Below are 26,564 nucleotides of genomic sequence, written 5' to 3'. Positions count from 1 at the left end.
CCCCCGGCTCAAGCCAGGGGCTTGCCCGCAGCCGCAGCGGCCCGGGCTTCAGGGCTGGTTGACAACAGCCCACTGCCCCGTAGGACAGCAAAGCCTTGTGACTGGGTTGACCCTCCCCCTGCCAGGTGAGGCGAAGCCGTTGCTGACTCACAGGTCAGTGTCTTGAAGCCTCATAGCGCAAGGATACCAGGAGAGAGGCTGCTATCTCAACCCCCGGCAAAGAGCCAGGAGGGAGCCACCTTCCTCCCCTGGATGAATCCAGGGGTCCCCGGCGGCATACCTTTATGGAGAGAGGCCGGGAAGGACGGTGGCAGTGGTAGCGAACGAACACCAATCCACCCTGGTCTCCTCTCCAGAGAGAGCATGGCTGGTGCCCGCGAGGTCCCTCTCCAGGGCACCAGCGATCTACTCAGTGCACCACTGGACGATACGATTCCCAACCAGAGTTTGGGAGACTAAGGAAGGAGAGTACTCTCTATGCAGAAGACAGAAGAAATCGGGCAGAACATTGTTGCCGGAGGGGTGGCAACCAACTATCATGAGGCGGGCCAGGGCTTTCCTGTGATATTGATTCATGGCTCTGGGCCGGGGGTCTCCGCCTGGGCCAATTGGAGCCGGGTCATTGGGTATCTGGCCGAGCGTCTGCATGTGTTCGCCTATGACCAGGTCGGCTTCGGCTATACCTCCTTGCCTGCCGATGGCGTTTTTGGTCTGGAGCGCTGGGTGGCTCATCTGTTTGCCTTTATGGATGCTGTGCAGGTACAGCGCGCTCATCTGGTGGGGAACTCGATGGGGGCAGCAGTAGCGCTGGCAGCGGCAGTGCTCCATCCAGAACGAGTCGAGCGCCTGGTACTGATGGGGCCGACAGGAGTGCGTTTCCCCTTGACCGCCGGCCTGGATGCCGTTTGGGGCTACACTCCCGATCTGGAGCAGATGCGACAGCTCCTCCGGCTCTTCGTCTACCATCAAGAGCTGGTGAACGATGACCTGGTGGCCCTGCGCTATCGAGCAAGTATCCGCCCGGGTATCCAGGAGGCCTTTGCCAGCATGTTTCCCCCGCCACGCCAGCAGGGTATCGATGCGCTGGCGGCCTACGAGGACCGGCTGGCGGAGATCCAGGCCCCGACTCTTCTGATTCATGGACGTGACGACCGAATTATCCCGCTCTCAACCAGCTTAAAATTGCTGCACGCTATCAATAATGTCCGGTTGCACGTCTTTGGTCAGTGTGGTCACTGGACGCAGATTGAATATACACACGAATTCAACCGACTCGTGCGAGATTTCTTAACAGAGATCTAATATTCGTGTGATGCGTGCTGGTCAGGCTTGACGGACAGAAAAACTGCTGATCTGTGGCATGGTATGACCAGGGCGATCTGATCCGGCACTTGAGAGCAGAGCGGGCAGTTGCCCCCAGCAGTGGGTCTGGCGGACGGGGGAAGCGTCGCTCGCTCACCCGTTGAGCGATGTCTCTTCCCCGAACTGGTCGCCAGGGATGGCCCTTCACTTCACGGCTCAGGCGAGCGAGAAAGAGACCTGCTTTTTCAGCAAGAATTCCTCAATGCCGTAGCGGCCCCCTTCAAATCCGGAGCCGGACTGCTTTACCCCGCCAAAGGGTCCTTCAATCGTGGCCGGAAAGGGATCGTTCACCCCCACAATGCCCACTTCCAGGGCCTCAGCCAAGCGCCAGGCGCGGGCCAGATCGCGGGTATAGACGTAGGCTCCCAGTCCATAGGCCGTATTGTTGCTACGCTCAATGACCTCGGCCTCGTCGCGGAAAGTGGCCAGGGCGATCAGCGGCCCAAAGGCCTCCTCGCGGGCAATGGCCATCTCGTCGGTGACTCCTTCGAGCAACGTAGGAGCAAAGAGCAAGCCACCTGGGCTGTGGCCTCCAGTGACAACACGGGCCCCACGGGCCAGCGCGTCCTCCAGCAGGCGCTGAATCTTCTGCAGGTTGCGCTGATGCTGGAGAGGGCCATAGTCGGTAGCCTCCTCCCGCGGATCGCCCACCTTGACACGTGCGAGTCGCTCAACCAGGAGCGCCTTGAAAGGTTCGGCCACCCGCTCCTCGACAAAGATCCGTTGAGGACTGGCGCAGATCTGCCCGGCATGGCGGAATTTAGCGGCGACCAGTCCCTCGACTGCGGCCTGCAGCTCGGCATCGGCGAAGACAATAAAGGGAGCAACGCCCCCCAGTTCCAGCACGACGCGCTTCGGCCCCGCAGCGGCCAGGCGCATCACCTCACGTCCGACCTGGACCGAGCCCGTGAAGGTCACCATCGCCACGCGAGGATCACCAAGGAGGGTTTCAACGATAGCCGGGGCATCTCCCATAACGACGTTGACGGCCCCGGAGGGCAGCCCTGCCTCCTCAAACAGTTGAGCGAGCAGAAGCGTTACCCGCACCGCCTCTTCTGCTGGCTTCACAATGAGCGTGCAGCCAGCGGCCAGCGCCGGGGCCACCTTACGCCCGAAGAGGATGCCCGGCGCGTTTGAGGCTGTGATGGCTGTCACGATGCCCACCGGCTGAGGAACGACTACGACACGCTTCTTTGGATCAGGCGAGGGCACGAAATCCCCGAAGATGCGCCTGGCCTCCTCGGCGCAATAGCGCAGAAACGCCCCGGTAGAGCGGACCTCTTTGGCCGCCTCGCGGGCAGTCTTCCCCAGGTCCTCGATCAGGAGCGTCTCCAGCTCCGCCCGGTAGCGGCGCAACAAGTGATAGGCTTTGTAGAGCCTGTTGGCCCGCTCATTCCCGGCCAGGTGCGACCAGAGCGGGAAGGCGCGGGCCGCTGCCTCGATAGCGCTTAGCGCATCGGCCCGCCCTCCTCGGGCTATCCGGGCAACCACTTGCCCGGTAAAGGGGTTGATCAGAGGATAGGTCTCCTGGCTCTGGCTGTCGCAGGCCTTCCCGCCGATCCAGAGCTTCACTAGAGACGCAGCATCGATACCAATCACGGATGTTCCTCCCATGTTTCTCTGCCTGTCTGCTCGTCTAGACTGGCTGATCTGCTGCCTGCTGAATCAGTGTCTGGATCTGCACTTTGCCAACGGGATCACGCGGCAGATGGTCGCGGAAGAAGATCTTGCGCGGATACTTATAGGGAGCCAGACGCTCTTTGCACCACTGCTGTAACTGCTGAGCGAGAGCCTCATCGCCCTTGCTGTCCTTGAGCACCACAAAAGCGGCGACCACCTGCTCCCGGAGGGGGTCGGGCAGACCGACGACTGCGACCTCCTGGACCTGTGGATGCTGCTGCAAGACCTCCTCGACCTCGCCAGGAACCACCTTGTAGCCGGCTGTCACAACCAGGTTATTGAGGCGCCCCATGAACCAGAAGATGCCGTTTTCATCCATGCGGCCAAGATCATCGGTGATCGTCCAGCCGGCATTGACCTCCGCTCGCTGCAGCTCCGGGCGGTTCCAGTAGGTGAGTCCCGTCGGTCCCCTGGCGGCGACGCGCCCAACCTCTCCGGCAGGCAGCGGCTCAGCACTCGTGCCCTCGATGGGGACGATGCGTATCTCATAGCCCTCGACCGGTTTACCGAGCGCGAAGGGCGGTAAGATGGCATCAGCGCGTGGTCCGATAAACCACTGGCACATGATAGAGCTGCCGAGGGGATTGCCCAGATAATGGCCCAGCTCCTGCCAGCGGGCGTAGAGATCACCGGCACCCGTTGTCAAGAAGGGAGCATAGACCTGCTGCACGCTGGCGAGAGCATGTCGATCGCCAGCCACCTCCTGAGCCAGCTGGCTCAGCGTCACGGGAATGGCCAGCAAGTGTGTCACCTGCTGAGCGACGATGGCCTGGAGCACGCTGACGCCGCTGAAGTTCTCTGGCTCCACAAGAGTGGCGCCCGGTTGCAACGTGCAGATAAACCTGCCCAGCAGCCCGGCGACATTGCTGATGGGGATACCATACAGCCAGACCTGCCCCGGCTGGATGCCCCAGGTGCGCGCAAGCCGGCGGCCCGCCGCCAGCCAGCGCCGGTGTGTATGATAGGTGGCTTTGGGCCGCCCTGTTGTGCCGCCGGTGTGCCAGACTGTCGCCAGGTCATCCGCCTGCGTGCGCACGCGTGCAGCCAGATCGGCGCGGCCCTCGTTCATAAGTGTCTCCAGACTCTCGCCATCCTGGTGGGGGGCTTTCCTGCCAATCACCACGCGCCTGACTGCGGTCTGCGGCAGCGCCGCAGCCAGCTCAGAGTAGAGGTCACCCTCGTTGAGCACGATGGCCCAGCGCGCGGCACTATCGTTCAGATAGAACTCGATCTCGCTGCACCGCGCCTGCGCAGGAATGGGCACAACCGCAGCACCGGCTTTCCAGGCGGCCACGGCGGCAATGATGGCGGCTGGCTGACTGCTATAGCGTAGCGCCAGCCTGTCGCCGACCTCAACGCCAAGCTCGATCAGAGCCCCTGCAAGGTGATCGCTCTTCTCCTTCAGCTCCTGAAAGGTGACGACCTCTCCTGTTGTCATCCAGATGACAGCAGGTCTCTCTCCGTGGCCTCTGTTACACCAGAGATCGATCGCTTCGCGACCAACGTTGCGCTCAGAGCGTGTCTGCTCATCCTGCTCCCAGAGAAAGTCAGGCTGCAGCTCGGGAGGAACAAGCCAATCTTGCGGGACAGTAGCCCTTGCTGGATAATGCTCCTTCATGGCTCAAGCCTCCTTGTCAGAGGCGAGACGCAAGAGCCAGGCCGGCAGAGGAACCGGGCGACCGTGCTCAATGTAGACGTGGATCACCTGGCCCTGGGCGACGACCTGTTCTGCTGCGTTCATAAACAGACATCGTGCAGCATAGCTGGTTTTACCGGGACGATCAATCCAGGCCAGCAGCGTGAGAGTCTCATCCACCTGGACTGGTATGAAGTAGTCACACTCGCTATGGACCGCGGGCGTGGCGGCCCCTTGAGCCAGCAGCTCGCGGACCGTCATGCCGGCGCGACGCAGCAGCTGGTGGTGAGCCAGTTCGATCCAGCGATAATACGAGTGGTAGTGGATCTGATAGCTATCGACGTCGGCCATTGAGACCAGGACCTGTAAGCTCAAGGCCCGCGGCGGAGGCTGCCAGATAGAGTCGGGCTTCACGGGAGATGCTCCTTTCCAGCCAGGAGCTGCAGGCGTTCGCGCAAGATTCGTCGCTGCAGCTTGCCGACGTTATCTTTCGGCAGCTCCGGTACGAATTCGATGCGCCGCGGATACTTGTAGAGCGCCATTTGGGCCTTGCAGAAGTCCTGGAGAGCATGGGCGAGATCCTCGGAAGGCACCTGGTCCGGGCGCAGCACTACCACTGCTGTCACAGCCTGACCGCGGATCGGATCGGGCAGCCCAATCACCGCCGCTTCCGCCACGGAGGGATGGCGCGTCAGCACGTCCTCCACCTCCCTCGGCGCCACCTGTCTGCCGCCAGTCACAATCATATCGTCCAGCCGCGCATGGAACCAGAGCCAGCCCTCTTGATCCCAGACGTAGGCGTCGTCGAGCAGGCTCCAGCCCCCACGCACGTCCTGACGGGCCCGCTCCAGAATACCGCTATGCCGATGCACCCAATAGGTGATGCCGCTGGGGCCGCGGATCGCCAGGCGCCCCGGCTGCTCGGGGTCTAGCAGCGTTTCGCCACTCACCGGGTCAACCAGGCGAGCCTCGTAGCCTGGCAGGGGACGACCAACCGACAACTGGGGCGCCACCTTCTCCCCCAGCAGATTGGAGTCGATAAACAGGTGACGAATCGGCGTCATCCCAACGGTGTTTCTGACGGGGAAGCCTAGAGCCTGCTGCCAGCGCTCGTACGTGGCCTGATCCAGAATCTCACCGGAGCTGATGGCCTGGCGCAGTCGCAACTGCGGATAGCGCTCGCGCGGCGTCGGACAGACCTGGAGCATGATGCGGTAAATGGTCGCTGCTCCGGCCATAACAGTCGCGCCATACCGGGCTGCGAGCTGCCAGAGCCGCTCACCGGAAGGGCGCACGGCATAGATGGCGCTGGCCCCGGCACGCAGGGGAAAGTTGATCTTTTCGCCGTTGCCAAAGGCATGACCGATAGGGGCATGCGTGAAGAGCACATCATCAGCAGTGACGGCGCGACTCAGGTTATTGAGGTCCGCCAGCGCCACCTCAGCAGCATGGGTATGGAGGCAGCCCTTTGGCTGACCGGTGGTGCCGCCGGTGTAATAGATGCCACTGGCATCCAACGGCTGGGTGGGGTAGGTCGCCGCCTCCTCTGACTGGGTTGCCAGCAGTCGCTCAAAGCTCTCGTGGTCTCTCCCCGAGGCTTCGGGCCAGGCCACCACTGCCCGCAACTGGGGCGCCGCCGCGCGGGCCTGATCAACGTCGTCCAGGTAGTCACGATCAGAGACCACGACTGTCGGCTCGACATCGGAGAAAATAAAGGAGAGTTCTCGCGCTCGCTCAGCCGTGGCTGTGGGGACGATTAAGACCCCGATCTTCCAGACCGCTAGCTGTACGATCGCCGCAGCAGGCACGTCGTTGAGCCGCATCACGACCCGCTCGCCAGGTCGTACACCCAGCGCCCGCAGGGCATTGGCGCAGCGATTGACCGCTGCCTGCAGCCGATGGTAGGTCCAGATCTCCTCTCGATCGGCATCGATGATGGCCGTCCGTGGCCCCAAACCTCGCCGCACCGTGCGATCTAGCAGCTCGTCCGCAGCGTTGAAGATCTGGGCTCGCCGGATGTAATAGAGCCAGGGCACAGCGAAAAGAAACTCGGCCCGGTGTTCCGGCGGCGGTAGAAACTGCTCTGGCACGTTGGCAAAAGGTCGCTGCTCCATGAGATCCTCCTCCTTTTTAATAGGATCGCCCGGCCACGCTGCTCGTCCGATCCTGGCTACGCCTGAGAGGCGGCTGGCCAGACAGGCGCTACGGACAGTGGACTGCCTGACTTCACTGTAGACTGCGCTCACAGACCGCACGCTCTCTGTCTCGCTAGAGAGGGTCGCCCTTCCTTCTCTGGATATTTTACTTACTAGTAAGTAAGTAACGCCGAACTCCTTGACACCCCTCTTCCCCGCGTGCTATAGTTTACTTACTAGTAAGTAAGTCTACTGCGGAGACTGCCCCTTGTCAAGGGGGGAAGAAGGAGGAATACATGGCCACAGCACCTGTTGCCGCAGCGGGGGTACGACCGCCCGCGCCCGAGGTCGCTGAGGATCTGGAGGCCTTTATTGCCTGGTTGCAGGCGGGAGGACTGGTACAGGCTGGCGATCCGATGCCGGAGAGCTATCGCCAGCATGCCCTGCGCATTGCCTCGTTTCAGGCGTTAGCGGAGCTTGTGGGTGTACTGCTCTTCTCCGACTGGCTTGAGCGAGTCCCTGCCTTTATCCGCAAGCAGATGATTACCGCCAAAGTGCAGGACGAAGTAGGGCATGGGCATGTCATGGCGCGGGTGGCCGAGGACCTGGGAGGAAACCGCTTAACCATCCTGGAAGATTATCTAGAGGGGCGGAGCAAGCTGCTCAACGTCTTCCACTATGAATTTCAGACCTGGCCCGAGATCGCCGTAGGTGCCATCTTGCAGAACTCGGCGGCCATCGTCCAGTTTCAGAGTCTGGTCAAAGGCAGCTATCTCCCCTACGTGCGGGCCTTGCGCAAGATCTTGCCCGAAGAGTCCTTCCACTTTCATCAGGCGCGCAATCTGATCCAGACCCTGCTTGGGCAGCGCGATCCTGTTGTGCGCCGTCAGCTTGAAGAGGGGTTAGCGCTCTGGTTCCCGCGCGTCCTGGCCTACTTCGGTCCGCCCGAGGGAGAGCGCTTCTGGAGCAACAAGATGGTGCAATTCCGTCTCAAGATGGCCAGTAACGAAGCGCTGCGCCAGGCCTGGCTCACCAGGATCGTCCCCGTGCTCGAACAGCTTGGTTTGCAGATTCCCGACCCGCGGCTGCGGCGCCGAGAAGATGGTACCTGGGAATACACCGAACCTGATTGGGAGGAAGTGCGGCGGGTCATCGCCGGGCAGGGGCCGGCCTCAGCGCGCCGTCGAGAGCAGGTACGCAGCATCTATGAGCGCAATCGCTGGTTAACCGAGATGATGGGCATAGGTGAGCAACATGTCAAACCAGGTTTTTGAGGTCTTCGTGATCCTCAAGCGCGGCGACCCGGCGACGCACGTCGGCAGCGTGGTTGCGCCTGATCCCGTGCTGGCGCTCCACGAGGCCAAAGAGACCTATGTGCGGCGCACCGCATGTGTCTCGCTCTGGGTCGTGCCGCGCTCCGCCATCACCGCCTTTGCGCCGGAGGATGAGATCCTCTTTCAGGCTGCATTCACCCGCGATTACCGCCAGGCGGGCTACTTTACGCGGCACGAGCGGCAGCCAGTGGGGCCAGCGCCGGAGCCAGACGGCCAGTCAGGAGAGACATTGGCGGTCTCACGTGGGGGGGCTGTCTCATGAGCGCCCGCCAGAGGCAGCATCCAGGGAAGGGGGGGAAGGAAGAAAGGAAGCAAGGAAGGAAGGGAACCACGAGATGGACCACGTAGCTGAGTCTGAGCTACGCGCCTGGGCCGACGACGAATTCATCGTTGGCCATATCTTGGGGAGCCGCATCATAGAATATACCCATCTGGAGGAATGCCTGGCCATCGGCTCGTTTGCCCAGGATGAGATGGCTCATGCGCGAACGCTCTACGAATATACCGGCTTACACGATCGCGCACTCGATCGCTATGTCTTCTTCAGAGCGGCGGAAGAGTTTGTCGTCACGCCCCTGGCCACCTACCAGCCAGCGGACTTCCCGGAGCTTGTCGTCAAGCAGTATCTCTACGAGGTATTAGATCGCCTGCGCCTGCAGGCCATCAGCGAGCGCACGGACCGGCAGCTGCAGGAGATTCTGCCGGTCATGCGCTATGAAGAGCACGTCCACAGCGAGCACTGGCGGCGCTGGTTGCAGGTCCTGGCCACCTCGCCGGCCCGCCCTCGCCTGGAGCAGGCCCTGCAGGTCGTCGGGCGTTATTGTGGCCTGCTCCCCTGGCAGCCGTCAGCTCAGGTTCAGACCTGGTATGGGCACTGGCGCCCGCAGGTCGAGCAGGAGCTGGCCGGGCAAGGGCTGACCCTTGGGGCCGCCGCTGCTGTCGACTGGCAGCAGCCCTTTGCCGCCTTGATTGAACATATGCAGTCGGTCTTTCGCGAGCGGCCAGAGGTGAGGCTAGGATGAACGAACAGCACGAGCGTATGAGCGATGTCGCTCTCACTGAAGAAACGGTTCTCCAGGCACTGGAGAGCGTTCTTGATCCCGAGGTACCGGTCAGCATTCGACAGTTGGGCCTGATCCAGGGGGTGCATCTGGATGAGGATGAGGTCAGTGTCGCCCTTGTGCCTACCATGCTGGCCTGCCCGGGCAGGGAGGTCATCGCTGAGGAGATCCGCCAGCGCTTAAGCCAGCTAGCGGGCGAGCGTCGCGTGGTGGTCACCTGGGAGACGCGCGTGATCTGGACTCCGCGGCGTATCACTGCGAGCGGGCGTCAGCAGCTCCAGCGCTGGGGCGTCGTAGCACGCGAACCAACGCCCCACGGCGTCCGCTGCCCATACTGCGGCTCCTACCAGACGCGCCTCAACAACGCTTTTGGCGCGGCTGTCTGTAAAGCTCAGTTTTCATGTAGCATCTGTGGATCAGCCTTTGATGTGCTGCGCGGCGCCTTGCGACCCGCACCAGCGGAGGCTACCAGCCAGAGCGGAGACGGCGATGGATCTGTCCACGATTGAGCTACCTGATGTGACCTTCACGGTGGAGCAGGTCAAGGCCGCCGAGTTTGCGAGCGCCCTTGATACACAGCTCGCCACCGAGGCCGACGGCGCCGCCCTGGTTCCTATCGGCATGGTCTTCTTCGTGCTCTGCCGCGATAGCGCCACTATCTTCGAGCGCCTCGGGGTGCGCTGGGACCGTGCGCTCTTCGGCGGGGTCCGGCTGGAATATACTCGTCAGGTACGTGCTGGCGAGCAGCTTGTGGCCCGCAGCCGCTTTCTGAGCTATCGCGAGCGCCCCAGTGCGGAAGGACGGCTTGGCATTCTGGAGCTGGAGACCTGCTACTCTGCCTCTGACGGACAGCTTGTGTTGCGGGAGGTCAGTACCCTGATTGCCCGCGGAGGACTGGAGCTTTCATGACTCTCTCATCTTCCTTACCGCATATTCTTCACGAGGACTGGTTTCAGGCACGTGGTCAGCCGAACTTGAAAGGGTCGCGCTGTCCCAGCTGTGACGCACGCTACTTCCCACCGCGGCAATCCTGTCCCGGCTGTGGGGCCAATGGGTTGCTGCCCTATGAGCCGCCGCGCACAGGCCGTGTACTGGCCTGCACTGTCATCCATGTGGCGCCCGCCCCCTGGCAGGCTCCCTACGCAGTGGCGGCGGTCGAGCTGGATGATGGTCTTGTCGTCTACGCGCACCTGAGCGAGGGGCGCGCCCAACCCGGCACGCCGGTGACTCTCGATGCTCTGACAGTCAGGCGCGCCGATGGGGAGATCATCACCTATGCCTTTCGCCCCTTGCCCGCCTCTGCTGGAACCCCGGCTGCCGCTGCCAGCGCAAGGCAGCCAGCTCCCCAGGTTCTCCCGCCAGGAGCGCAGCCCTTAGCGGCCCCAGTCTTCCTTGCCGGCGTTGGCATGGTCCCCTTTGGCAAACACCCGGATGTGCCTCCGGAGATTCTGGCGTTGCGAGCCGGACTGGCAGCGATAGATGATGCCGGACTCGATCAGCGGTCCATCCAGGCCATTTTCGTGGGCACGGCCTTCGGCGGGACAGCAATGGGACAGAAGATCTTGCGTCATGCCCCCTGGGGACAGCGCCCAGTGATCAACGTTGAAAACGCCTGCGCTTCTGGCAGCACGGCCCTGCTCGAAGCTGCCACCTGGGTGGCCAGCGGGCGCTGCGATGTGGCGCTGGCGATCGGCGTCGATACCCCGGCCTCGCAGGGAGGAGGCCTGATTCCCTTGCCGCCCGATGATCCTCTGGCGGCGGTGGGCATTCCCCTGCCGGCCCTCTACGCCCTCACCGCCGATCACTATCTCCACCACTCTGGGGCCAGCGCGCGCGAGCTGGCGAGCCTGGTGGTCACAAGCCGCCGGCATGCCGCGGCCAATCCCTATGCCTTTTTCCGTACGCCGGTGACCGTCGAGGAGGTGCTGCAATCGCGCCCGGTGGCCGAGCCGCTCACCCTCTTCCAGTGCTGTCCCAACGCTGACGGAGCCGCGGCGGCGGTGGTCGTCAGCGCTGCGCGCGCGCGCCAGCTCGGGACCAAGGTGCGACTGCGTGCCGGACAGTTGCGCAGCGGCAGGGTTCAGAGCCGTTTCGGGCCGCAGAGTGTCGTCGCTCTGACGGCGCGAGAGGTCTATGAGGCCGCCGGTATCGGCCCCGAAGCGATCGCGGTGGCGGAGGTTCACGACGCCTATAGCTCGGCTCTGCCGCCGGCCCTGGAGAAGCTCGGACTGGCGCCGCCGTATGAGGCTGCGGCTCGTCTGGCATGGGGCGACTATGACTATCAAGGGGCTGGCCCGGTGGTCAATCCCAGCGGAGGGCTGCTCTCACGCGGTCATCCCCCTGGGGCCACAGGCCTGGCCCAGGTCTTCGAAGTGGTCACCCAGTTGCGTGGTCAGGCCGGTGCCAGGCAGGTAGCTGGCGCGCGTGTGGGACTCATCCAGAATCAAGGGGGAACAGTCCTCGATCTGGAAACCAACGCCGTGGCTATTCTGCTTCTCACGGATTCATAACAGAGGAACGTGCCTTATGACCCCGTTGACACCGTTGCCAGTAGTCAGGCTCAAAGTAGACCGCCTCAAGATTGCCTGGATGGCGGTCGCCATCACTGACCCCAATCCGATCCACCTGGAGGACGCCGTCGCCCATCAGGCGGGATTCCCCAGCGTCATTGCTCATGGCACCTTTGCTATTGGCTTGATGGGCCTGCTCCTGGCGCGCTGGGCTGGTCAGCAGCAAGTGCGCCGTGTAGAGGCGCGTCTGCTGGCGCCTGTTTTCCCGGGCGAGGAGCTGCTCTGTCAGGGAGAGGTGATGGACATCGAGGAAGATCAGGTACAACTGCGGCTACAAGTGCTGGCCGGCGAGCGGCAGGTAGCGGTAGGTTCGGCCACGGTCGCCAGGCCAGCCGCAGCCGGCCCACCGCCCGAGCGCGAGGTGAAGGCGCCGCTTGCCTCAGAGCCAGGGCCTGCCCTGTGAGAGAGAGATCCTTTTCCAGGTATGCCAGGGTCGCCGTCAGTCAGGTCAGAGCGAGCGCCCTGGCATACTGCTCTCCGTGGGACAGGCAGGCTCCTCCTGGCTGGCGGCAGCACTTTTTTCCCTTGTCAGATTGGGGGGAGAAGAAGGATAATAAATACTGCCAGGAGCGAGCACACAGGCGGCTCAGCAAGGGACAGGAGCGTCAACTCTGGTGGTGCTCCAATTCTGTCCAGCAGCCGTGCTGCGGGGAATTGCTCTGGGCGATCGACCCGAGCGCGCAGTGCCAGAGCGAGACAGGCCCCGTCTAAACTACCACTGTACCCAACCATACCTGGACTGATAGGAGAGTGCGTAATCTTCAATGACACAGATGCAGCGCCAACCGAATGCTGCCCGCAGTCAGCAGACGGCTAGAGAACATGTCATCAGCCTGGCTGAGCGACTGCTCCATCCTCAGAGTTCCCACGAGCAACGTCTGCTGGAGATCGTCAAAACTGCGGCAGCGGTCTTTCGTGAGCGCGGCTACGAAGCCGGTACCCTGGAAGATATCTCTCAGCAACTGGGCATGACCCGCCCGGCTCTGTACCACTACGTACGCAGCAAGCAAGATATTCTCTTCCTGACTATCAATTATCTGCTGGATATCGCCCTCGCCGAGCTGAATGAATTAGAACGCCAGCAGGACACACGGGAGCGCCTGCGCTCGCTGATCATCCATTTGATCACGCTGATTGGACGGGAGCGCAGCTTCTTCACGGTTTTCTTCCGAGACAAGGCAGGCCTGGAGGAGCCATATCTCTCACTGATTCGCGAGAAAGAGCGGGCCTACGTGGCAGCTTTTCGTCGTGCCGTTCGCGAGGCGATGACGGCAGGCATGCTGCCCAATATCCCCGAAGGGATAGCCACCCAGGCCATTCTCGGCTGCTGCAACTGGACCTATCAGTGGCTTGACCCGGCTGGGCCCGTGCCGTTGGAGCAGGCAGCGGAACTGATTGCCTCCTTCCTTGTTGATCCCCACCCTACGCACCTCGCCGGAAAAGAAGACACCTCAGCGGCAGTGGCCTCAGACGGCCAGGGACAATGAGCCGGCGGCAGAGGAGCACCATCCCCAGGGAGGAAGGAACACCGCGCGCCGCTGCCACCGACACCGCACCATGAATCTGAGCAGAGCTGAGTGAGGCCCCGGCCCTTCTTCGCCACTCTACCCAGGTTTACTCGGCCTGTGGCGCGTGGCCGGCAGACTGCTCGTAGCGCCTGAAGACCTGCCTGGCCAGCGATTCGAGGAGCATTTCGCTGGTGCCGCCGGCGATGGTCCAGCCGCGGATCTCACGATAGCGGCGCTCTGCCGGGTAATCTTTGGTAATGCCGCGCCAGCCGAGAACCTGAATGGCCTCATCTGCTGCCTGGAGCGCTACCTCTGTGGCCGCCAGCTTGGCCAGGGCAGTTTCATAGGCTGGAGGGAAACCGTAGTCGTCGGAGAGAAGGGCGGCGCGATACGTCAGTAGACGAGCCTGCTCCAGAGCCAGGACCAGGCGCGCAACTCGCCAGCGCAACCCTTGAGCGGCAGCCAGCGGCGCCCCGAACTGGCGACGCTGCAATAAATGGGGCAGCAGTTGATCGAGCGCCGCCTGAGCAACCCCCAACGAGTTGGCGGCGATCCCCAGGCGCAGGGCATTATAGGCGCGCATCACCAGCTTAAAGCCGTTGCTTGTGGCAGGATCGCCCTCGATCAGCACCTGTTCACACGGCACCTCGCAATGTTCAAAACGGAGCGCTGCCTCGTGAATGCCGTTGCCCCCGATCTTCTCGTAGACTCGCTCGACGACGAAGCCCGGCGTGTCGGCATCCACGAGCACAGCCCCCAAACCGCGCGTGCCCTCGCCACCAAAGCGCACCACAACTTCAAAGGTGCCGCCGACGTCCCCGATGGTGGTGAAGCACTTGCGCCCATTGATCACCACCGACGTCGCCTGGACATGTGCCCGCGTGCTCATCTCGCCCAGCGACGAGCCGGCCTCGTCCTCGGTGATCGCGATGCCAATGAGACATTTCCCCGCGACGACCTCCGGCAGGTACCTGGCCTGCAGGGCCTGGCTGCCTAAACGACTGATAGCATAGGATGGACCATTCATGCAAATATGGGCGATTTCCGCTGTAGTCAAACAAACGCGCGCCAGTTGCTCCAGGACCAGCACGGCTTCCAGGCGAGAGCGCTCCAGGCCCCCGAAGGCTCGTGGCAGGGTAAAGCCAAGGAGTCCCTGCTCCGCCAGCGTTGCCACATGCTCCCAGGGAAAGGTCCCCTCACGCTCCCAGCGCTCGGCGCTGGCCTGAAACTCAGCTTGCGCCAGCTCGTAGGCCCAGCGCTGCAGCTTCTGCTGCTCCTCTGTGAGCAGATACGTATTGTACATGACTACCTCCGACTGCTGTGCTACCGCGTCGGCATAGCTGCCGACGAGTGGCCTGCCCGATCCTCCATGCTCCTTGCTGTGCCCTTGTCTATCCGACCCGGCGCGGCTGCCTTCCGAGACGGCGACCGGCTATCGGTGAAGCCACAGAGGATGACCCTGGCTGCAGGGTTGACAAACCTGACAGCCCGTGGTTAAATTATACCATAGTTTGCGAACGAATGATCGTTCGCAAACACAACAAAGGAGTCCGCCATAGGCTGCCGAAGAGGCAGAGAGGAGCGGATGACATGACAGAGAATGCGGTACTGCTTGCGCGAGTGCAGGCGGGGCAGCTGATCGAAGCCGACGAGGTCTCCGAAGAATATCGGCAGCTTCTGATCGAGACCCTGACCATCACAGCCGACACCGAGCTGTTAGGGGCCCTGATGCACTACGACAACCTCTATCACGAGCGTGTTCCCGAGCCGTTTGTTGGCACCCTCCTGGCGATCACACAGGACGAATTTGGCCATGCCCACATTGCCTATCGTCTTCTGGAAGACCTTGGGGTAGATATCGACTATCTCCTCTGGGAGCGGCCAGCGCAGCGTTTCAAGCATCCGTATGCGATGGACATGCTCTATACCACCTTTGCCGAATCGGCGCTGATTGGCTTCCTGCAAGATCGGGCCGGCTTCCACCTGCTCGGCGATGTCTACCGCACGACAAGCTACGCTCCCTGGAAGCGCGCCCTGGCCAAGGTCGACCGTGAGGAAGTCTTTCACATGCGTTTCGGCGAGCGGGCGGTAACGATGCTGGCGCGCAGCCCGGAGGGGCGGCAGCAGCTCCAGCGGGCCCTCGACTGGATGTTTCCCATTACGGTCGAGTGGTTTGGCCAGCCGGATCATCTGAAGCGGCGCGATCGCCAGCTAGAGTTTCGCCTCAAGAGCAAGACCAACGACCAGCTCCGGCAGGACTGGCTGACGGAAGTAGTTCCTTTCCTGACCAGACTGGGGTTGCGCGTACCTGCCCATTACGACGAAGCCCAAGACGCCTATGTTCTCGATTACCCTTTCCCCTGTCGCTTCCTCCCGGAAGAAAAACGCTGGGATTTCTCCTCGCCCGTCTCCTGGGAGGAGGTGCGCGCTCGCTGGCGCCAGCGCGGTCCCTACAACGAGTACCTGGTCCAGACACTGCGGACGGGTCGAACGCTGCTCACCGCCCTTCAGCTTCAGGCAGCAGGAGAGGTGAGCCAATGAGGGCCAGCACCGAGCGTTTGATGCAGGCGCTGGCCGAGGTCCAGGACCCGGAGCTCTCTATCAGTATTGTGGATATGGGCCTTGTCCAGCGTCTCCAGGAGCAAGAGGGGCAGGTGACTGTCGAACTGACGTTAACCTCTACGGGCTGCCCCTGTGCCGACTGGATTCGCGAGGATATCGAGCAGCGTCTTCTGGCCGAGCCGGGCGTGCGCGGGGTCAAGGTCGTTTTCTCCTGGGAACGGCCTTGGACGCCCCAGCGCTTGACCCCGCGCGGACGCCGCGCCCTGCGTCAGCTTGGTTACGCGCTCGATCGTTAACCGGAGGCAAGGCGCGCCAGTAGCCCTGATGTCATCTCGACCGGAATACAGGACGAGAGGAGAGACCGATGAGCGATTTGGCTCATAGCGAGATCTATCAGGTACTGGTCCGGCGTAAGCCTGACGATGAGCTGCGGCTGATTGGATCTGTGCATGCGCCCACCCGCGAGCTGGCCATGCTCTACGCAACCTGGACCTATGACGAAGAGACCTGGGCGGAGCTGCAGGTGGTGCGCCGGGAAAGCTCGCGCGCAGCGGCGTTCGCGATCGATCCTCAAGCGGGGGCAGAGAAGGGAGTAGTCTCATGAGCACTGCCAGCGACGAGGAGCTGACCCCAGCCGTCGTCAGGCTTGTTGCCACGCTGGTGGCGGCCAAGCGGCGGCTGGCGCGTCACTATCTCGAATGGTGTGTGCGTGGCCCAGTCCTGGAAGCCTCGACCGCCGTCTCTGCTATGGCCCAGGAAGAATATGGGCAGGCGCGGGTGCTGGCCGGTCTGCTCGACGAGGAAGGACTACAGACCGGTCTGTCGCTGCCGGCTCCTGTGCTCCAGCCCGCTCCGTGCTGGATCAGCCTGATTTGTCTGGCCGCGCTCTTTGATACGGCGGTGACAGAGGCCCTGGCCGCCGCTGCCCGCTACTCACCCTCGCTGGCGCGGCGTGTGGCCAAGATCCTGCAGGAGGAGAGCTTTCATCAGCTGTTTGCTCAGCAGTGGCTGCAGCTGCTGGGCCAGGAGGCAGCCTTGCGTCCGCGCCTCCTGCAGCAGGTGGAGCAGCTGCGGACGCCGCTGTTGTCCTGGTTAGAGCAGCTTGATCAGCTGCTCAGCAAGGCTGTTCCGGCTCGCGCTAACTGTTCGCGAGCCGCGGCGGCCTGGCAGCAGGGCGTTACCGACTGGCTTCGCCAGCTTGCGCCGGGCGATGCTGCTCCCGGGTCTCATATTCTGCCGGAGGGTGGCTCTTGAGCGTGCCCTCCGCCCTCGATGGGAGATCACATGGATAGGATGAGTTTGGCGGGCGGGCTGCATCGTGATCCCGACTGTCCCTGGTGTGGCTCGCAGCGCGTACGTTGTCTGGCTGTCTTTGGCCAGAGCCTCTTGAGTTCTACCTGGTATTGCACTGATTGTCGCTCGACCTTCGAGCGTGTGCGCTGGGGCAGTGATCCTGGCATCCTCAGCGGGGCCGGGCCAAGTCCAGGCTGGCCGCCTCAGCCAGAGGAGCAGGCGCCGCCCGCCAACAAACCATGACCTTGACCTGGTGTTAGCCCTCTTCTACTTTTGTATCCTTGATCGACCAGGATCCGTAAGGAGAGAACCGTATGGCAACGCCCCTGACTTTTCGCGATCTCCAACTGGAATTTATCGCCACCGAGCAGCAAGGGCCGATCGCCTACATCAAACTTAATCGCCCCCCGGTCAATGCCCATCATATGCCCATGCTGCTTGATCTGGAGCGTGCTATCCTGGCGGTGCGCTTCGATCCTTCTGTCAAGGTGGCCATCGTCACGAGCCAGCTCCCACGCTACTTCTCAGCCGGCGCCGACATCCGCGTGATTCGCGACGATGACCCTGAGCAGGTGGGACTGCTCAGCCAGACGAGCAAAGAGATCCTGCAACGCATGCGCACCACGGCCAAGATCTTCATCGCCGGCATCGACGGGCACTGCATGGGCGGTGGCCTGGAAATCGCCCTGGCCTGTGACTATCGCATCGCCAGCGACGGTCCCTGGCAGTTTGGCCTGCCGGAGGTCCAGCTTGGAGTGTTGCCGGGCGAGGGAGGGACGCAGCTCCTGGGGCGTCTGCTTGGGCCTCATTTGACGCTGCGACTAAGCGTTTCCGGCGAGTCCTTCGGGGTCCAGAAGGCTCATGAGCTGGGCATCGTTGACGAGGTTTATGAGCCGGAGGCCTATGCGTCCAGTCTGCAAGCCTTTGCTGAGCGCATTGCCCAGGGGCCGACCAGAGCGATCGGCTTCATTAAGACAGTCATCAACGAGGGGCTTGATCTCCCCCTCCAGGGAGGTTTTGCGCTGGAGCGCGAGCTGCAGAATCAGCTGTTGCGTACAGAGGATGTGCGCGAGGGCGTGGCCGCCTTTCTGGAGCGGCGCCCGCCGCGCTTTCACGGCAGGTAGCCCAGGCGGGCCGTTCCCTCATCTGCTTCTCTGAAAGAGCCGGCCTCTACCAGCAGGCTGCGCTGAGGCCCCTGCCTGGTGTACCCTTGAGCGGACGGACAGTGACGTCTGCTGGCAGTGTTGCTGCAAGCATGGAAGGAGCGATAGATGCCATGCTGTCATCACACAACCGGCAGAGCCGCTACTGGGATGCCTACTGGCAACAGATGCCGCGGGCGGAGCTGGATGCCTTCCATTTTCGCCGCCTGCAGCGTCTGATCGCCTTTGCCTATGAGCGTGTTCCCTACTACCGGCGGCTCTACCAGGAGGCGGGATTTCGCCCCGAGCATATCAAGACCTGGGACGACTTCTATCGGCTTGTACCGGTGACCGATAAGCCGATGATCACTGAGGATCAGTACAGGCAGGGCGCCCTCTTCGGCTTCCAGGCCCTCCCTGCCGAGTATCATCGCTGGTTCCATCGCACGTCGGGTACAACTGGCCAGCCATTGAACGAAGCCTTCAGCGGCTATGACCGGCTCATCGCCGCGTACGATAGCTGGTGTTGGGGGTGGTGGGACGTCGGCCTGCGCCCGGGCGACAGTATCTATTTCGCCTTTGGCTACGGTACCTTCATCGGCTTTTGGACAGCGACATTTTCCGCTGAGCGCATGGGACTTACCATTATCCCCGGTGGCGGCCTCTCCACCGAGCAGCGCCTGCTGCAGATCCTCGAACTGCATCCAACCTGCGTCTGCGCCACGCCCACCTATCTGCTCCACATGAGCCGGGTCGCGCGCGAAAAGGGGCTTCCGCTGTCCGAGGCGGGGGTGCGCGTGCTGACGATGGCCGGCGAAAGCGGGGGCAATGTTCCCTCGATGCGCGCAGCGCTGCGCGCTGGCTGGGGCGATGTGTGCATCTGCGATATCTACGGCATCAGCGAGCTGATTTTCCTGGCCACTGAATGTCGTGAGGCCAGCGAAGGCAAAGCTCTGGGAGTACACGTGGCTGAACGCCACTGCCATTCGTTCGTCGCTGATCCAACAAGCTTCGAACCCCTCTTTGAGGATGGGGCCGTCGGCGAGCACATCGTCACGACCTTCCGCCCAACGCAGCCGCTCATTAAATATCGCACCCATGATCTGGTGAAGCTGTGGCGCGCGCATGATCATGGCTGCGGCTGGACCTGGACCTTTCTGGAGGGCGGAGTGCTGGGGCGGACGGACTTTATGGTGACGATCAGGGGCACCAATGTCTACCCAACGGCGGTCGAAAACCTGCTCGGTCAGGTGGATGGTCTGACCCCTTATTACGAGATCCATATTGAGCGTCGTCAGGATCAGGATTGCATGTCTGTGGTGGTGGAGGCCGAGCCTGCCCTTGCCCGCGAGGTCTATCCTGCGCTGCAAGAACGGGCTATACAATTGCTACACCATGCTGTTGGCGTTCGCATCGAGGTGCAGGTGGTTGAGCCGCAGAGCCTGCCTCGCTATGAGCTGAAGTCGCGTAAGGTCATTGATCATCGGAGAGAGGGTTGATACTATGTTGTCTGACCCTGCTGCATCTGGGATGTCGCTTGATCCCATCAGTGCCGCCGAGAGCGAGCAGCTTCTGCACGCCAGGAGGCAGGAGGTTGCGCACCGTTTGCAGGCGGTTCGCAACGAGATCGCCGGGCTGATCGCTGAGGCTCCAAGCCCCGCCCTGGAAATGCTGCTCTGGCATGTACTGGAACATGTCTTTGTCGCGCAGGAGTACGCCGACCCGGGGACGGTGACAGAGCTGACGCCCTACGATCACTGGCTGGCCCTTGATCCCGCTGACGTGCCGGGCGGTGGACAAAGCAGGCACTTCAAGACGCCTGCGCCTCTTTCTTGAAAGACCGGGCGCTGGTCGGGACAGCAGGCAGCAGGCACTCATTGTAGATGAGGTTTCGTGCAACAAGTGACAAGGAAGGAAGTGCCGTGCAAGCAACACGCTGGCGTCATCTGGCTGAGATGAGTTGGACCGAGCTGGACCGTCTCGATCGCGAGCGTACCGTGATCCTGATGAGTGCGGGGCCGCTGGAGCAGCACGGTCCCCATCTGCCGGTCGGCACGGATGTCTTTGCCGCCGAGGAGGTGACGCGCCGGCTCCTGGAGCATTTACGTGAGGCCACCGATTGGACATTGCTGCTGGCCCCGACTGTCCTGTACGGCTCGGCGGTGCTCAGCCGCCCCTACCCGGGGACGGTCTCAGTGCGGCGTCGTGTTCAGGCCGAGTATTGCACCGACATCCTGGCCTCGTTCGTGGAGAACGGGTTCCGCTGGATCATTGTGACTTCACAACACATGGACCCGCCGTATATCCTGGCATGGGAAGAGGCGTGCCAGCGGGTCAATGCGCGTGGTGGTCGCGCGCTGCATGGCTATGAGCGCCTGGTCTTTGACGACCTCTTCGAGGCCGGCTCGTTATCCGCGGTCCTGGGCTGTGATGCCGAGGGTGAGAGCCATGCTGGTGTCTTCGAGACCTCGCAGCTGCTGGCGACCCGTCCGGAGCTGGTGCATCAGGAGCAGCTTGCGGCACTGCCGCGGGTGCGTCTGGATTTTCTGCGCGATCTGCGGCGGGCGCGCTCGTGGAAGGAACTGGCCAATGGCCTGGGCTACACGGGCTATCCCGCCGAGGCCACAGCGGAGCGCGGCGAGTCTCTCTATCGCCGCTACGTTGCGCGCTATGCGGCCCTGGTCGAGCAGCATCTGGCCGGTGCCGATGTCTGGTCGGCGCTCACGCTCACCCGCTGGTTCCCGTCTTGACCCGGCTTATTCTCATGCTGGAGAAAGGTCGGTATGTCAGCGGAAACACCACGAACTAAGAGCATTTGGCTACAGCAGGTGCGCGAACTGATCTCGGTCAAGGTCGGCGATGATGCCCTGGTTGAGCAACGCTATCACGAGCTGATTGAGACGGCGACGTCGCTCTTTCTGGAGCGCGGTTTTCACGGCACCTCAGTGCCAGAGATTGCCAGGGCAATGGGGATGAGCGTGGGGGGTCTCTATCGCTACATCGCTCAGAAGGAGGACATCTTGCTGCTGATCCTGGCCAGTATTCTCTGGCAGTTTCATCAGGAAATCGAGCCAAAGCTGCAGCAGGATAGCGATCCTGCTGAGAAGTTACGTCACTCGATTGCCGCTTATTATCACAATATTGCTCGCAATACGGGCGGAGCCTTGCTAGCGTACCGCGAGAGCTATGTTCTTCAGGGCAAGGCGCGCGACTTGCTCAAGCAGCTGGAGCTCCGCACCAATAGCATCTTCGAGGAGATTGTGCGCGAAGGAATCGCCCGCGGGGTATTTAAACCATACCCTCCTGACCTGGTAGCCTACAACATCATTATGCTGGCCCACGCCTGGGCGCTCAAGCGCTGGTACTGGTCGGGACGCGAGACGATCGAGCAGTACATCGAGACGCAAACCGAGTTTATCCTCTCGGCTCTGCGGCAGAGGTAAGCAGTCGCACTGCCAGAGGAGTCGCGCCAGGACGGGGAGAGAGGTGGCGCCCAGGCCAGCAGACGAGCAGAGGAGGAGCACGGCCATGAGCGATATTCCGCTGCCTCTCAGTGGTACTCCAATGACGCTGCCGACGCTTGTCGAGCTAGCTGTGAGCCGGACGCCTGATCAGCTCGCACTGGTAGAGCAGGAGCAGCGCTATACCTATGCCCAGCTCTATAGCCAGGTCTGTGCTCAGGGCAATGCTCTGAGTGAGGCGGGAGTTGCTCCGGGGGAGCGAGTCATCACGGTGCTGCCAACGAGCGCGGCCCATGCGCTGCTCTTGCTGGCCATCTTTCAGATCGGCGCGGTAGCGGTGCCGATCAATCCCCGTCTCAAGCCCGATGAGGTCGCCTACTGTATCGAGCATGCCCAGGCCAGGGCTGTCTGCTTTGAGAGCCGGACAGCTCCCGTGGTATTAGAGGCGGTCCGCAAGCTGGCGGCCTCCTGGCGGCCCCGGTTGCTGGCCGTCGGCGGCGAGATATCCGCGCCGGAGGTGACGCCGTTGGACGTGCTGGCTCGTCAGACAAGACGAGAGCGGCCCGCGGTCACTATTGCCTCGACAGACCTCAGCCTGATTCTGTATACCTCCGGGACAACGGGTCGCCCGAAAGGGGTGACCATCACGCATGCCGCCTCGGTGGCGCGAGTGATGGGTCTGGCGCTCAACCACGGCCTCACGGCCCTGGCCGACCTGCGGGTCTTGGGGCTGATGCCGCTCTTCCACACGGTTGGGCTGCACGGGGTCTTTCTGACGGCCCTGGTGCTGAACGGAACGTACTATCCGCTGGCCGAGTTTCAGCCTGCGCGGGCACTGCAATTGATCCAGGATGCTCAGATTGACTATCTCTTTGGCTCACCGACGCATTTTCATGTCCTGCTGTCTCACCCGGCCAGCCAGGAGATGGATCTGAGCAGCCTCAAGCACGTGCTCTATGCTGGGGCACCGATGCCAACGCCGTTGCTGCTTCAGTGCTCGCAGCGGCTCTGTTCCAACCTGACGCATATTTATGGCAATACAGAGACCTACAATAGCCTGTTCTATCGCCATGCGGCTGAGGCGCCGCAGGCGCTGGTGCCCGGTGTCTATCACCGTGTGCGCGTCGTCAGCATTGGCGGGGCGCCCGAGGATGAAGTGCCCGCTGAGGTGGAAGGTGAGCTGATTGTGGATACGCACTCGCCTGAGTCGTTCAGTGGCTACTGGCGCAATCCGGCGGCGACGGCGCGCTGTGTGCGCGATGGCTGGTACTATACCGGTGATGTCTGCCTGCGCGATCGGGCCGGTCACTTCTTCATTGTGGGGCGCGTTGATGACATGATTATCAGCGGCGCCGAGAACATTCACCCGGCGGAGGTTGAGGAGGCGTTGCTTAGCCATCCTGGTGTGGGAGATGCTGGAGTAGTTGGGGTAGCTGATCCACACTGGGGGCAGCGAGTGGTGGCCTTCATTGAGCGTCGTGATCCAGCGCTCACTGCTGAGGAATTAGATCGGCATTGCCAGCAGCATCCGACGCTGGCCACCTTCAAACGCCCGCGCCAATACGTGTTTGTCGAGAAGCTGCCGCGCAATCCCAGCAGCAAGCTGCTGCGTTTTCTTCTACGCGAGCAGGCCGCTCAATCGAGTGCTGTCAGCGAACGTGAGCTGCGACCATAGCTGACGACGAATTATCCGTGTCTGGAGCAATATAACGATTATTACAGACAATTGGTCAGTTGCGACATCAGAGATGGCCGTCAGTCACTTCTGCCCGACGTCGGGCGCGAGGTGGGTGACATCTGGGGACAAGCCCTGGGAGGCTATTTATTGATAACAGTGATTTCATGCGCCAGCTGCCCGGTAGCCCTGCAGCCTCCCTAGCATGCCGAGGCGATTGCCCTCCACGAAGATGCTTTCAGGAGGCCATCAAAGAGGTGGTGGTGGACATTTAAGGCTCGAAGGGGAACTCACCTTCGTCTGCGGAGAACGCCGCTGGCAGGCTGAGGCTGGAGCTTTCAGTGTTCTGCCCAAGGATATCGCTCATGGCTTCCTGGTCGAGGGGAGTCAGCCAGCTAGGCTCTTGCAATTCACCGTTCCAACCGGCTTGGAACAGTTTCACGCTGAGATGGGTGAACCGGCCCAATCGTTGGCGCTTCCAGCACCCACCCCACCGGATCTTACCAACATGCAAGCCCTTGCTGCCAAATATCACCTTGAGATCGTCGGCCCCCCTTTAAGGCAAGAGTAATCAGTTCGGTGGGGATGCTTTGAGCGGACAAAGCTTCTCAAGCTGCATGAGCCGCGACTGGTCTGTATGGTCTGTAGGGCAGGAGGAGGCAGGAGATCGGGGATACTGTTTTCTGGCGCCGCCCAGCGTTGCATGCAGGTCTGGGGGAGTGCGACGGCGTTCACTGTCGAGGCCGTGGCCACGAGGGGAATGAGGCTGAGCGTTGTGCAGATCGCTGCTGTTGGAAAGATCTGCCAGCCCAGGTCTCACCATATGCCCTCCCTCATGCCGGTCCAGATCAGCATCCCGCCGCTTCGCTGAAGCGCTCCCGCTGGGAGGCTGGCCTGTCACAGGTGTGGCGACAGGTGATCCAGGTTCCCTTCGGAGACCAGGGGGAGCGCATCCATCGGCTCCTTGCTGGCGCTGGACATCCGCGCGTTCGCCCTGGCCCTGAGCGAGGCAGCGACAACACGCTTTCAGCTGAGTCTACAGCAGGATCAAACGCTGCTCCAGGAGTGCAATCAGCTGCAGACAACCTATCCGTTTGTCGCCGCCTATGGACAAAAAACGTGATTCCACCCGTGCCGCGGAGCAGGAGTCTGCCGCGTGAGAAGCTCGCCTGAGCAGCGGGGTGAGGCTCACCAGAGATCCGCCCCAGAGATCACCTCGGAGAGCACGCTCACCGCTGCGCTCCCTCACCGTGGTCCTGGGCGGCTGAGGGAAGCTAAGCCAGCTCCAGAGGCAGGAAGAGGGATCTGAGATCTCCTCATTGGGCCTGACTGGCAGAGCAGGCCCTGGCTCGAAGCGGGCCGTCGCTCGATGAGCAGGCTACTCAGCTCTCTGCATCTGCTGGCGGACCTGCTCCATCCGCGCTGCAAAGGCAGGATCGTGCTGCTCGGCAGGGAGCCTGGATGTGAACACGACCTCGTGCCCATCGGGGTCGCGAGCGAGCAGATCGAACGTATTCCAGGGGGTCGCGGCGGGTCCCTCGATCGTCCCCTCGCCCACCGCCCGGGCCGTCGCCGCCAGCTGAGCCAGATCGGTGCCGTAGGCGGCGAACGTCAGCCGGATGCGCGGGCCTGGCGCCGAGGGCGCAAGCGCGGATTGCGCTTGTTGTTGCTCCTGACGGACCGGCACCAGCAACAGATCTTGATAGCGCCAGCGACGTAAATGGATGAGCGCCGGCTCACCCGTTGGCCCCGGAAGGGTTGCCAGCACCACGAAGCCCAGTCCATCAACGTACCAGCGCCGCGAGCGCTCCAGTTGGCTGACCGTGAGCGTGGCGAAGAAGGGCATCACATAGATGCTCCGGTCAATCTCAGGCGTGGGCACCTCCACAGAGGCCTCCTCACGAGGCTGCTCAGCATCAAAAGCCGAAGACGTCATGGGTCATCTCCTCTCTCACGGGCACTCAAATACCCGGCATTCGCATAGATGGCGGTGCGCAGATACTGCGCGAGCTGGGGAGCAAAGCGCTGAAAGCTCTCTGTAAAGCGCGGATCGCTCACATAGAGATCGGCCAGGCGGCAATGCAGCTGGAGACGACACGGGTAAAACCAGCGCTCAATATAGAGGCGATGGGCTTCGGCGAGCTGCCTGGCCTGGGCGCTCGTCGCAGGCACTCCGTGAGTGGAGGCGGCGGCAAGCTCGCGCATGAGGGCGCTGAATTCGGCCTGCATCGCTTGCCACTCCGCGCGGCGAAAGGATGCAGCGCGCCGTTTGGCCTCAGCCCAGGCGGCTGTCTCAGCCCAGCGCTGGTGCACTTCTTCGGAGAAGGCCGCCGGGTCGTCCTTGCCGAAAGCCGTCAGCAGCTCGTCCGGCTCCAGCATAATCCCCAGGGAGCGAGCCTTGAGCAGCTTATCGACGGCCTCTAGCATCCGTTGGAGGGAGGCGATCCGCTCAGAGAGCAGGGCACGTTGGCGCTGCAGCTCAGCGAGGGGGTCGGTCGCTGGCGCGGAGAGCAGCGCGTTGATCTGGCGCAGCGAGAAGCCCAGCTGGCGATAGCACAGAATACGTTGCAGACGCTCCAGGTCCTGGCTGGAGTAGAGGCGGTAGCCAGCTGCTGAGTGAGCGCTGGGATGCAACAAACCGATGCGATCGTAGTGGCGCAGGGTACGCACGCTGACACGGGCCAGGCGGGCGATCTGTCCGATCGTATATTCCATGGCTGTCACCTCCTCTTGAAGAGAGGCTACACCATGACGTTGTGTCAGGGTCAAGGCCTGTCTGCCAGGCAAGAGAAGCCCTGGTCGGGTCGCAGCGACCAGCCCGGCCACCAGCCTTCTCCGCCGTATTCCAGCGCTGGCTTCAGCTCCACCCGGTGGCTCGCATCCCAAGGTGACGTCTCACTACTGGGGGGTGCACGTCCGTGCCTCTCCCTCTCTCGCTAGGTATCCGTTGTCCGACCTGCACCAGCAATCGCTTGCCTCGCTCGGAGACCAGTGGCTGCGTCTCGTTGGTCTGGGTACCCGCCCGCAGGCAACGTAGCCTCCCATCACCAGCAGCCAGGCACTGAACGCAACCCAGGAGAAAAAGGCCGCTACTGCCTCAAAGAAGGCGAGGCAGGCAGGAGCAGTGACAGGACATGTGGTATAC

At 62.3% G+C, this 26,564-nt stretch carries 28 protein-coding genes; 21 read left to right on the top strand and 7 right to left on the bottom strand.

From position 1 onward, the window contains the following. The first annotated feature begins 477 nt into the window (after positions 1–477). Complete coding sequence (locus A4R35_RS01290; RefSeq protein ID WP_112425808.1) at positions 478–1,302, top strand: alpha/beta fold hydrolase; 825 nt, start codon at positions 478–480, stop codon at positions 1,300–1,302. A gap of 216 nt (positions 1,303–1,518) precedes the next feature. Here A4R35_RS01290 and A4R35_RS01285 read toward each other — a convergent pair whose 3' ends face one another. From A4R35_RS01285 to A4R35_RS01270, 4 genes are read right to left on the bottom strand one after another with little or no spacing between them, the layout of a single operon-like run. Continuing rightward, the gene (locus tag A4R35_RS01285; RefSeq protein ID WP_112425806.1) at positions 1,519–2,976 is read right to left on the bottom strand and encodes an NAD-dependent succinate-semialdehyde dehydrogenase; all 1,458 of its coding nucleotides are present in this window, start codon (positions 2,974–2,976) and stop codon (positions 1,519–1,521) included. Between the two features lie 22 nt (positions 2,977–2,998). Then, the gene (locus A4R35_RS01280; RefSeq protein WP_112425804.1) at positions 2,999–4,660 is read right to left on the bottom strand and encodes a class I adenylate-forming enzyme family protein; all 1,662 of its coding nucleotides are present in this window, start codon (positions 4,658–4,660) and stop codon (positions 2,999–3,001) included. Between the two features lie 3 nt (positions 4,661–4,663). Continuing rightward, on the bottom strand, positions 4,664–5,092 hold the full coding sequence (locus A4R35_RS01275) for an acyl-CoA thioesterase (RefSeq protein WP_112425802.1): 429 nt from the start codon (positions 5,090–5,092) through the stop codon (positions 4,664–4,666). After that, on the bottom strand, positions 5,089–6,792 hold the full coding sequence (locus A4R35_RS01270; protein ID WP_112425800.1) for an acyl-CoA synthetase: 1,704 nt from the start codon (positions 6,790–6,792) through the stop codon (positions 5,089–5,091). Before A4R35_RS01270 ends, A4R35_RS01275 begins: the two co-directional genes overlap by 4 nt. Before the next feature lie 317 nt (positions 6,793–7,109). On the opposite strand from A4R35_RS01270, the gene A4R35_RS01265 reads away from it, so the two are divergent. From A4R35_RS01265 to A4R35_RS01230, 8 genes are all read left to right on the top strand, one after another. Further along, positions 7,110–8,087 carry a Phenylacetic acid catabolic protein gene (locus A4R35_RS01265; RefSeq protein WP_112425798.1) on the top strand — a complete coding sequence of 326 codons (978 nt, stop codon included), beginning with the start codon at positions 7,110–7,112 and terminating at the stop codon, positions 8,085–8,087. Further along, complete coding sequence (gene paaB / locus A4R35_RS01260; protein ID WP_112425796.1) at positions 8,068–8,409, top strand: 1,2-phenylacetyl-CoA epoxidase subunit B; 342 nt, start codon at positions 8,068–8,070, stop codon at positions 8,407–8,409. The genes A4R35_RS01265 and paaB overlap by 20 nt, the downstream gene beginning before the upstream one ends. 73 nt (positions 8,410–8,482) lie before the next feature. After that, positions 8,483–9,169, top strand: a complete 687-nt coding sequence (locus A4R35_RS01255; RefSeq protein WP_189361199.1) for a Phenylacetic acid catabolic protein — start codon at positions 8,483–8,485, stop codon at positions 9,167–9,169. Next, on the top strand, positions 9,166–9,717 hold the full coding sequence (locus A4R35_RS01250; RefSeq protein ID WP_112425793.1) for an iron-sulfur cluster assembly protein: 552 nt from the start codon (positions 9,166–9,168) through the stop codon (positions 9,715–9,717). The genes A4R35_RS01255 and A4R35_RS01250 overlap by 4 nt, the downstream gene beginning before the upstream one ends. Continuing rightward, positions 9,698–10,117 carry an FAS1-like dehydratase domain-containing protein gene (locus A4R35_RS01245; RefSeq protein ID WP_189361197.1) on the top strand — a complete coding sequence of 140 codons (420 nt, stop codon included), beginning with the start codon at positions 9,698–9,700 and terminating at the stop codon, positions 10,115–10,117. The genes A4R35_RS01250 and A4R35_RS01245 overlap by 20 nt, the downstream gene beginning before the upstream one ends. Further along, complete coding sequence (locus tag A4R35_RS01240) at positions 10,114–11,718, top strand: thiolase C-terminal domain-containing protein (RefSeq protein WP_112425789.1); 1,605 nt, start codon at positions 10,114–10,116, stop codon at positions 11,716–11,718. The genes A4R35_RS01245 and A4R35_RS01240 overlap by 4 nt, the downstream gene beginning before the upstream one ends. A 16-nt stretch (positions 11,719–11,734) precedes the next feature. After that, positions 11,735–12,181 (top strand): MaoC family dehydratase, encoded by a 447-nt coding sequence (locus tag A4R35_RS01235; protein WP_112425787.1) that lies wholly within the window; start codon positions 11,735–11,737, stop codon positions 12,179–12,181. A 361-nt stretch (positions 12,182–12,542) separates the two neighbouring features. After that, entirely contained in the window at positions 12,543–13,265 is a 723-nt protein-coding gene (locus A4R35_RS01230; RefSeq protein WP_112425785.1) for a TetR/AcrR family transcriptional regulator, read from the top strand. A 127-nt stretch (positions 13,266–13,392) separates the two neighbouring features. Here A4R35_RS01230 and A4R35_RS01225 read toward each other — a convergent pair whose 3' ends face one another. After that, positions 13,393–14,589, bottom strand: a complete 1,197-nt coding sequence (locus tag A4R35_RS01225) for an acyl-CoA dehydrogenase family protein (protein ID WP_112425783.1) — start codon at positions 14,587–14,589, stop codon at positions 13,393–13,395. Positions 14,590–14,876: 287 nt separating this feature from the next. Between A4R35_RS01225 and A4R35_RS01220 the strand changes: the two genes are divergently transcribed. From A4R35_RS01220 to A4R35_RS25165, 12 genes are all read left to right on the top strand, one after another. Then, positions 14,877–15,827 carry a Phenylacetic acid catabolic protein gene (locus A4R35_RS01220; protein WP_112425781.1) on the top strand — a complete coding sequence of 317 codons (951 nt, stop codon included), beginning with the start codon at positions 14,877–14,879 and terminating at the stop codon, positions 15,825–15,827. Next, complete coding sequence (locus A4R35_RS01215) at positions 15,824–16,144, top strand: metal-sulfur cluster assembly factor (RefSeq protein ID WP_112425779.1); 321 nt, start codon at positions 15,824–15,826, stop codon at positions 16,142–16,144. The genes A4R35_RS01220 and A4R35_RS01215 overlap by 4 nt, the downstream gene beginning before the upstream one ends. A 68-nt stretch (positions 16,145–16,212) precedes the next feature. Continuing rightward, positions 16,213–16,452 carry a hypothetical protein gene (locus A4R35_RS01210; protein ID WP_112425777.1) on the top strand — a complete coding sequence of 80 codons (240 nt, stop codon included), beginning with the start codon at positions 16,213–16,215 and terminating at the stop codon, positions 16,450–16,452. Further along, complete coding sequence (locus A4R35_RS01205; RefSeq protein ID WP_112425775.1) at positions 16,449–17,102, top strand: Phenylacetic acid catabolic protein; 654 nt, start codon at positions 16,449–16,451, stop codon at positions 17,100–17,102. The genes A4R35_RS01210 and A4R35_RS01205 overlap by 4 nt, the downstream gene beginning before the upstream one ends. Before the next feature lie 30 nt (positions 17,103–17,132). Then, positions 17,133–17,384 (top strand): PaaD-like zinc ribbon domain-containing protein, encoded by a 252-nt coding sequence (locus A4R35_RS01200; protein ID WP_146747076.1) that lies wholly within the window; start codon positions 17,133–17,135, stop codon positions 17,382–17,384. A gap of 71 nt (positions 17,385–17,455) precedes the next feature. After that, positions 17,456–18,265: an enoyl-CoA hydratase/isomerase family protein gene (locus A4R35_RS01195; protein ID WP_112425771.1), complete on the top strand. Its 810-nt coding sequence runs from the start codon at positions 17,456–17,458 to the stop codon at positions 18,263–18,265. Between the two features lie 152 nt (positions 18,266–18,417). Next, positions 18,418–19,782 carry a phenylacetate--CoA ligase family protein gene (locus tag A4R35_RS01190; protein ID WP_112425769.1) on the top strand — a complete coding sequence of 455 codons (1,365 nt, stop codon included), beginning with the start codon at positions 18,418–18,420 and terminating at the stop codon, positions 19,780–19,782. Positions 19,783–19,786: 4 nt separating this feature from the next. Next, positions 19,787–20,119, top strand: a complete 333-nt coding sequence (locus tag A4R35_RS01185; protein ID WP_146747075.1) for a hypothetical protein — start codon at positions 19,787–19,789, stop codon at positions 20,117–20,119. A gap of 86 nt (positions 20,120–20,205) precedes the next feature. After that, on the top strand, positions 20,206–21,033 hold the full coding sequence (locus A4R35_RS01180) for a creatininase family protein (protein WP_189361195.1): 828 nt from the start codon (positions 20,206–20,208) through the stop codon (positions 21,031–21,033). A 33-nt stretch (positions 21,034–21,066) separates the two neighbouring features. After that, positions 21,067–21,726, top strand: coding sequence for a TetR/AcrR family transcriptional regulator (locus tag A4R35_RS01175; protein ID WP_112425763.1), 660 nt, complete (start codon positions 21,067–21,069; stop codon positions 21,724–21,726). 85 nt (positions 21,727–21,811) lie between these two features. Continuing rightward, the gene (locus A4R35_RS01170; RefSeq protein ID WP_112425761.1) at positions 21,812–23,419 is read left to right on the top strand and encodes an AMP-binding protein; all 1,608 of its coding nucleotides are present in this window, start codon (positions 21,812–21,814) and stop codon (positions 23,417–23,419) included. Positions 23,420–23,624: 205 nt separating this feature from the next. Then, positions 23,625–23,990, top strand: a complete 366-nt coding sequence (locus tag A4R35_RS25165; RefSeq protein WP_399355994.1) for an AraC family ligand binding domain-containing protein — start codon at positions 23,625–23,627, stop codon at positions 23,988–23,990. Between the two features lie 807 nt (positions 23,991–24,797). Here the strand turns inward: A4R35_RS25165 and A4R35_RS01160 are convergent. Both A4R35_RS01160 and A4R35_RS01155 read right to left on the bottom strand, forming a co-directional pair. Then, the gene (locus A4R35_RS01160) at positions 24,798–25,355 is read right to left on the bottom strand and encodes a VOC family protein (protein WP_112425757.1); all 558 of its coding nucleotides are present in this window, start codon (positions 25,353–25,355) and stop codon (positions 24,798–24,800) included. Further along, the gene (locus A4R35_RS01155) at positions 25,352–26,134 is read right to left on the bottom strand and encodes a MerR family transcriptional regulator (RefSeq protein WP_112425755.1); all 783 of its coding nucleotides are present in this window, start codon (positions 26,132–26,134) and stop codon (positions 25,352–25,354) included. The genes A4R35_RS01160 and A4R35_RS01155 overlap by 4 nt, the downstream gene beginning before the upstream one ends. Positions 26,135–26,564: the final 430 nt, after the last annotated feature.

It is taken from the genome of Thermogemmatispora tikiterensis (assembly GCF_003268475.1).
GTDB classification, from domain to species: Bacteria; Chloroflexota; Ktedonobacteria; order Ktedonobacterales; family Ktedonobacteraceae; genus Thermogemmatispora; species Thermogemmatispora tikiterensis.
This window is presented reverse-complemented; position numbering and strand designations above follow the sequence as displayed.

Excerpts from the sequence above, each read along its gene's own strand:
- A4R35_RS01235 (WP_112425787.1), top strand. The coding sequence starts at position 11,735 with ATGACCCCGTTGACACCGTTGCCAGTAGTCAGGCTCAAAGTAGACCGC.
- A4R35_RS01270 (WP_112425800.1), bottom strand. The coding sequence starts at position 6,792 with ATGGAGCAGCGACCTTTTGCCAACGTGCCAGAGCAGTTTCTACCGCCG.
- A4R35_RS01155 (WP_112425755.1), bottom strand. The coding sequence starts at position 26,134 with ATGGAATATACGATCGGACAGATCGCCCGCCTGGCCCGTGTCAGCGTG.
- A4R35_RS25165 (WP_399355994.1), top strand. The coding sequence starts at position 23,625 with ATGCCGAGGCGATTGCCCTCCACGAAGATGCTTTCAGGAGGCCATCAA.
- A4R35_RS01185 (WP_146747075.1), top strand. The coding sequence starts at position 19,787 with ATGTTGTCTGACCCTGCTGCATCTGGGATGTCGCTTGATCCCATCAGT.
- A4R35_RS01245 (WP_189361197.1), top strand. The coding sequence starts at position 9,698 with ATGGATCTGTCCACGATTGAGCTACCTGATGTGACCTTCACGGTGGAG.
- A4R35_RS01290 (WP_112425808.1), top strand. The coding sequence starts at position 478 with ATGCAGAAGACAGAAGAAATCGGGCAGAACATTGTTGCCGGAGGGGTG.
- A4R35_RS01255 (WP_189361199.1), top strand. The coding sequence starts at position 8,483 with ATGGACCACGTAGCTGAGTCTGAGCTACGCGCCTGGGCCGACGACGAA.
- A4R35_RS01280 (WP_112425804.1), bottom strand. The coding sequence starts at position 4,660 with ATGAAGGAGCATTATCCAGCAAGGGCTACTGTCCCGCAAGATTGGCTT.
- A4R35_RS01190 (WP_112425769.1), top strand. The coding sequence starts at position 18,418 with ATGCTGTCATCACACAACCGGCAGAGCCGCTACTGGGATGCCTACTGG.
- A4R35_RS01210 (WP_112425777.1), top strand. The coding sequence starts at position 16,213 with ATGAGCGATTTGGCTCATAGCGAGATCTATCAGGTACTGGTCCGGCGT.
- A4R35_RS01265 (WP_112425798.1), top strand. The coding sequence starts at position 7,110 with ATGGCCACAGCACCTGTTGCCGCAGCGGGGGTACGACCGCCCGCGCCC.
- A4R35_RS01215 (WP_112425779.1), top strand. The coding sequence starts at position 15,824 with ATGAGGGCCAGCACCGAGCGTTTGATGCAGGCGCTGGCCGAGGTCCAG.
- A4R35_RS01200 (WP_146747076.1), top strand. The coding sequence starts at position 17,133 with ATGGATAGGATGAGTTTGGCGGGCGGGCTGCATCGTGATCCCGACTGT.
- A4R35_RS01240 (WP_112425789.1), top strand. The coding sequence starts at position 10,114 with ATGACTCTCTCATCTTCCTTACCGCATATTCTTCACGAGGACTGGTTT.
- A4R35_RS01195 (WP_112425771.1), top strand. The coding sequence starts at position 17,456 with ATGGCAACGCCCCTGACTTTTCGCGATCTCCAACTGGAATTTATCGCC.
- A4R35_RS01160 (WP_112425757.1), bottom strand. The coding sequence starts at position 25,355 with ATGACGTCTTCGGCTTTTGATGCTGAGCAGCCTCGTGAGGAGGCCTCT.
- A4R35_RS01285 (WP_112425806.1), bottom strand. The coding sequence starts at position 2,976 with ATGGGAGGAACATCCGTGATTGGTATCGATGCTGCGTCTCTAGTGAAG.
- A4R35_RS01170 (WP_112425761.1), top strand. The coding sequence starts at position 21,812 with ATGAGCGATATTCCGCTGCCTCTCAGTGGTACTCCAATGACGCTGCCG.
- A4R35_RS01225 (WP_112425783.1), bottom strand. The coding sequence starts at position 14,589 with ATGTACAATACGTATCTGCTCACAGAGGAGCAGCAGAAGCTGCAGCGC.
- A4R35_RS01175 (WP_112425763.1), top strand. The coding sequence starts at position 21,067 with ATGTCAGCGGAAACACCACGAACTAAGAGCATTTGGCTACAGCAGGTG.
- paaB (WP_112425796.1), top strand. The coding sequence starts at position 8,068 with ATGTCAAACCAGGTTTTTGAGGTCTTCGTGATCCTCAAGCGCGGCGAC.
- A4R35_RS01230 (WP_112425785.1), top strand. The coding sequence starts at position 12,543 with ATGACACAGATGCAGCGCCAACCGAATGCTGCCCGCAGTCAGCAGACG.
- A4R35_RS01220 (WP_112425781.1), top strand. The coding sequence starts at position 14,877 with ATGACAGAGAATGCGGTACTGCTTGCGCGAGTGCAGGCGGGGCAGCTG.
- A4R35_RS01250 (WP_112425793.1), top strand. The coding sequence starts at position 9,166 with ATGAACGAACAGCACGAGCGTATGAGCGATGTCGCTCTCACTGAAGAA.
- A4R35_RS01205 (WP_112425775.1), top strand. The coding sequence starts at position 16,449 with ATGAGCACTGCCAGCGACGAGGAGCTGACCCCAGCCGTCGTCAGGCTT.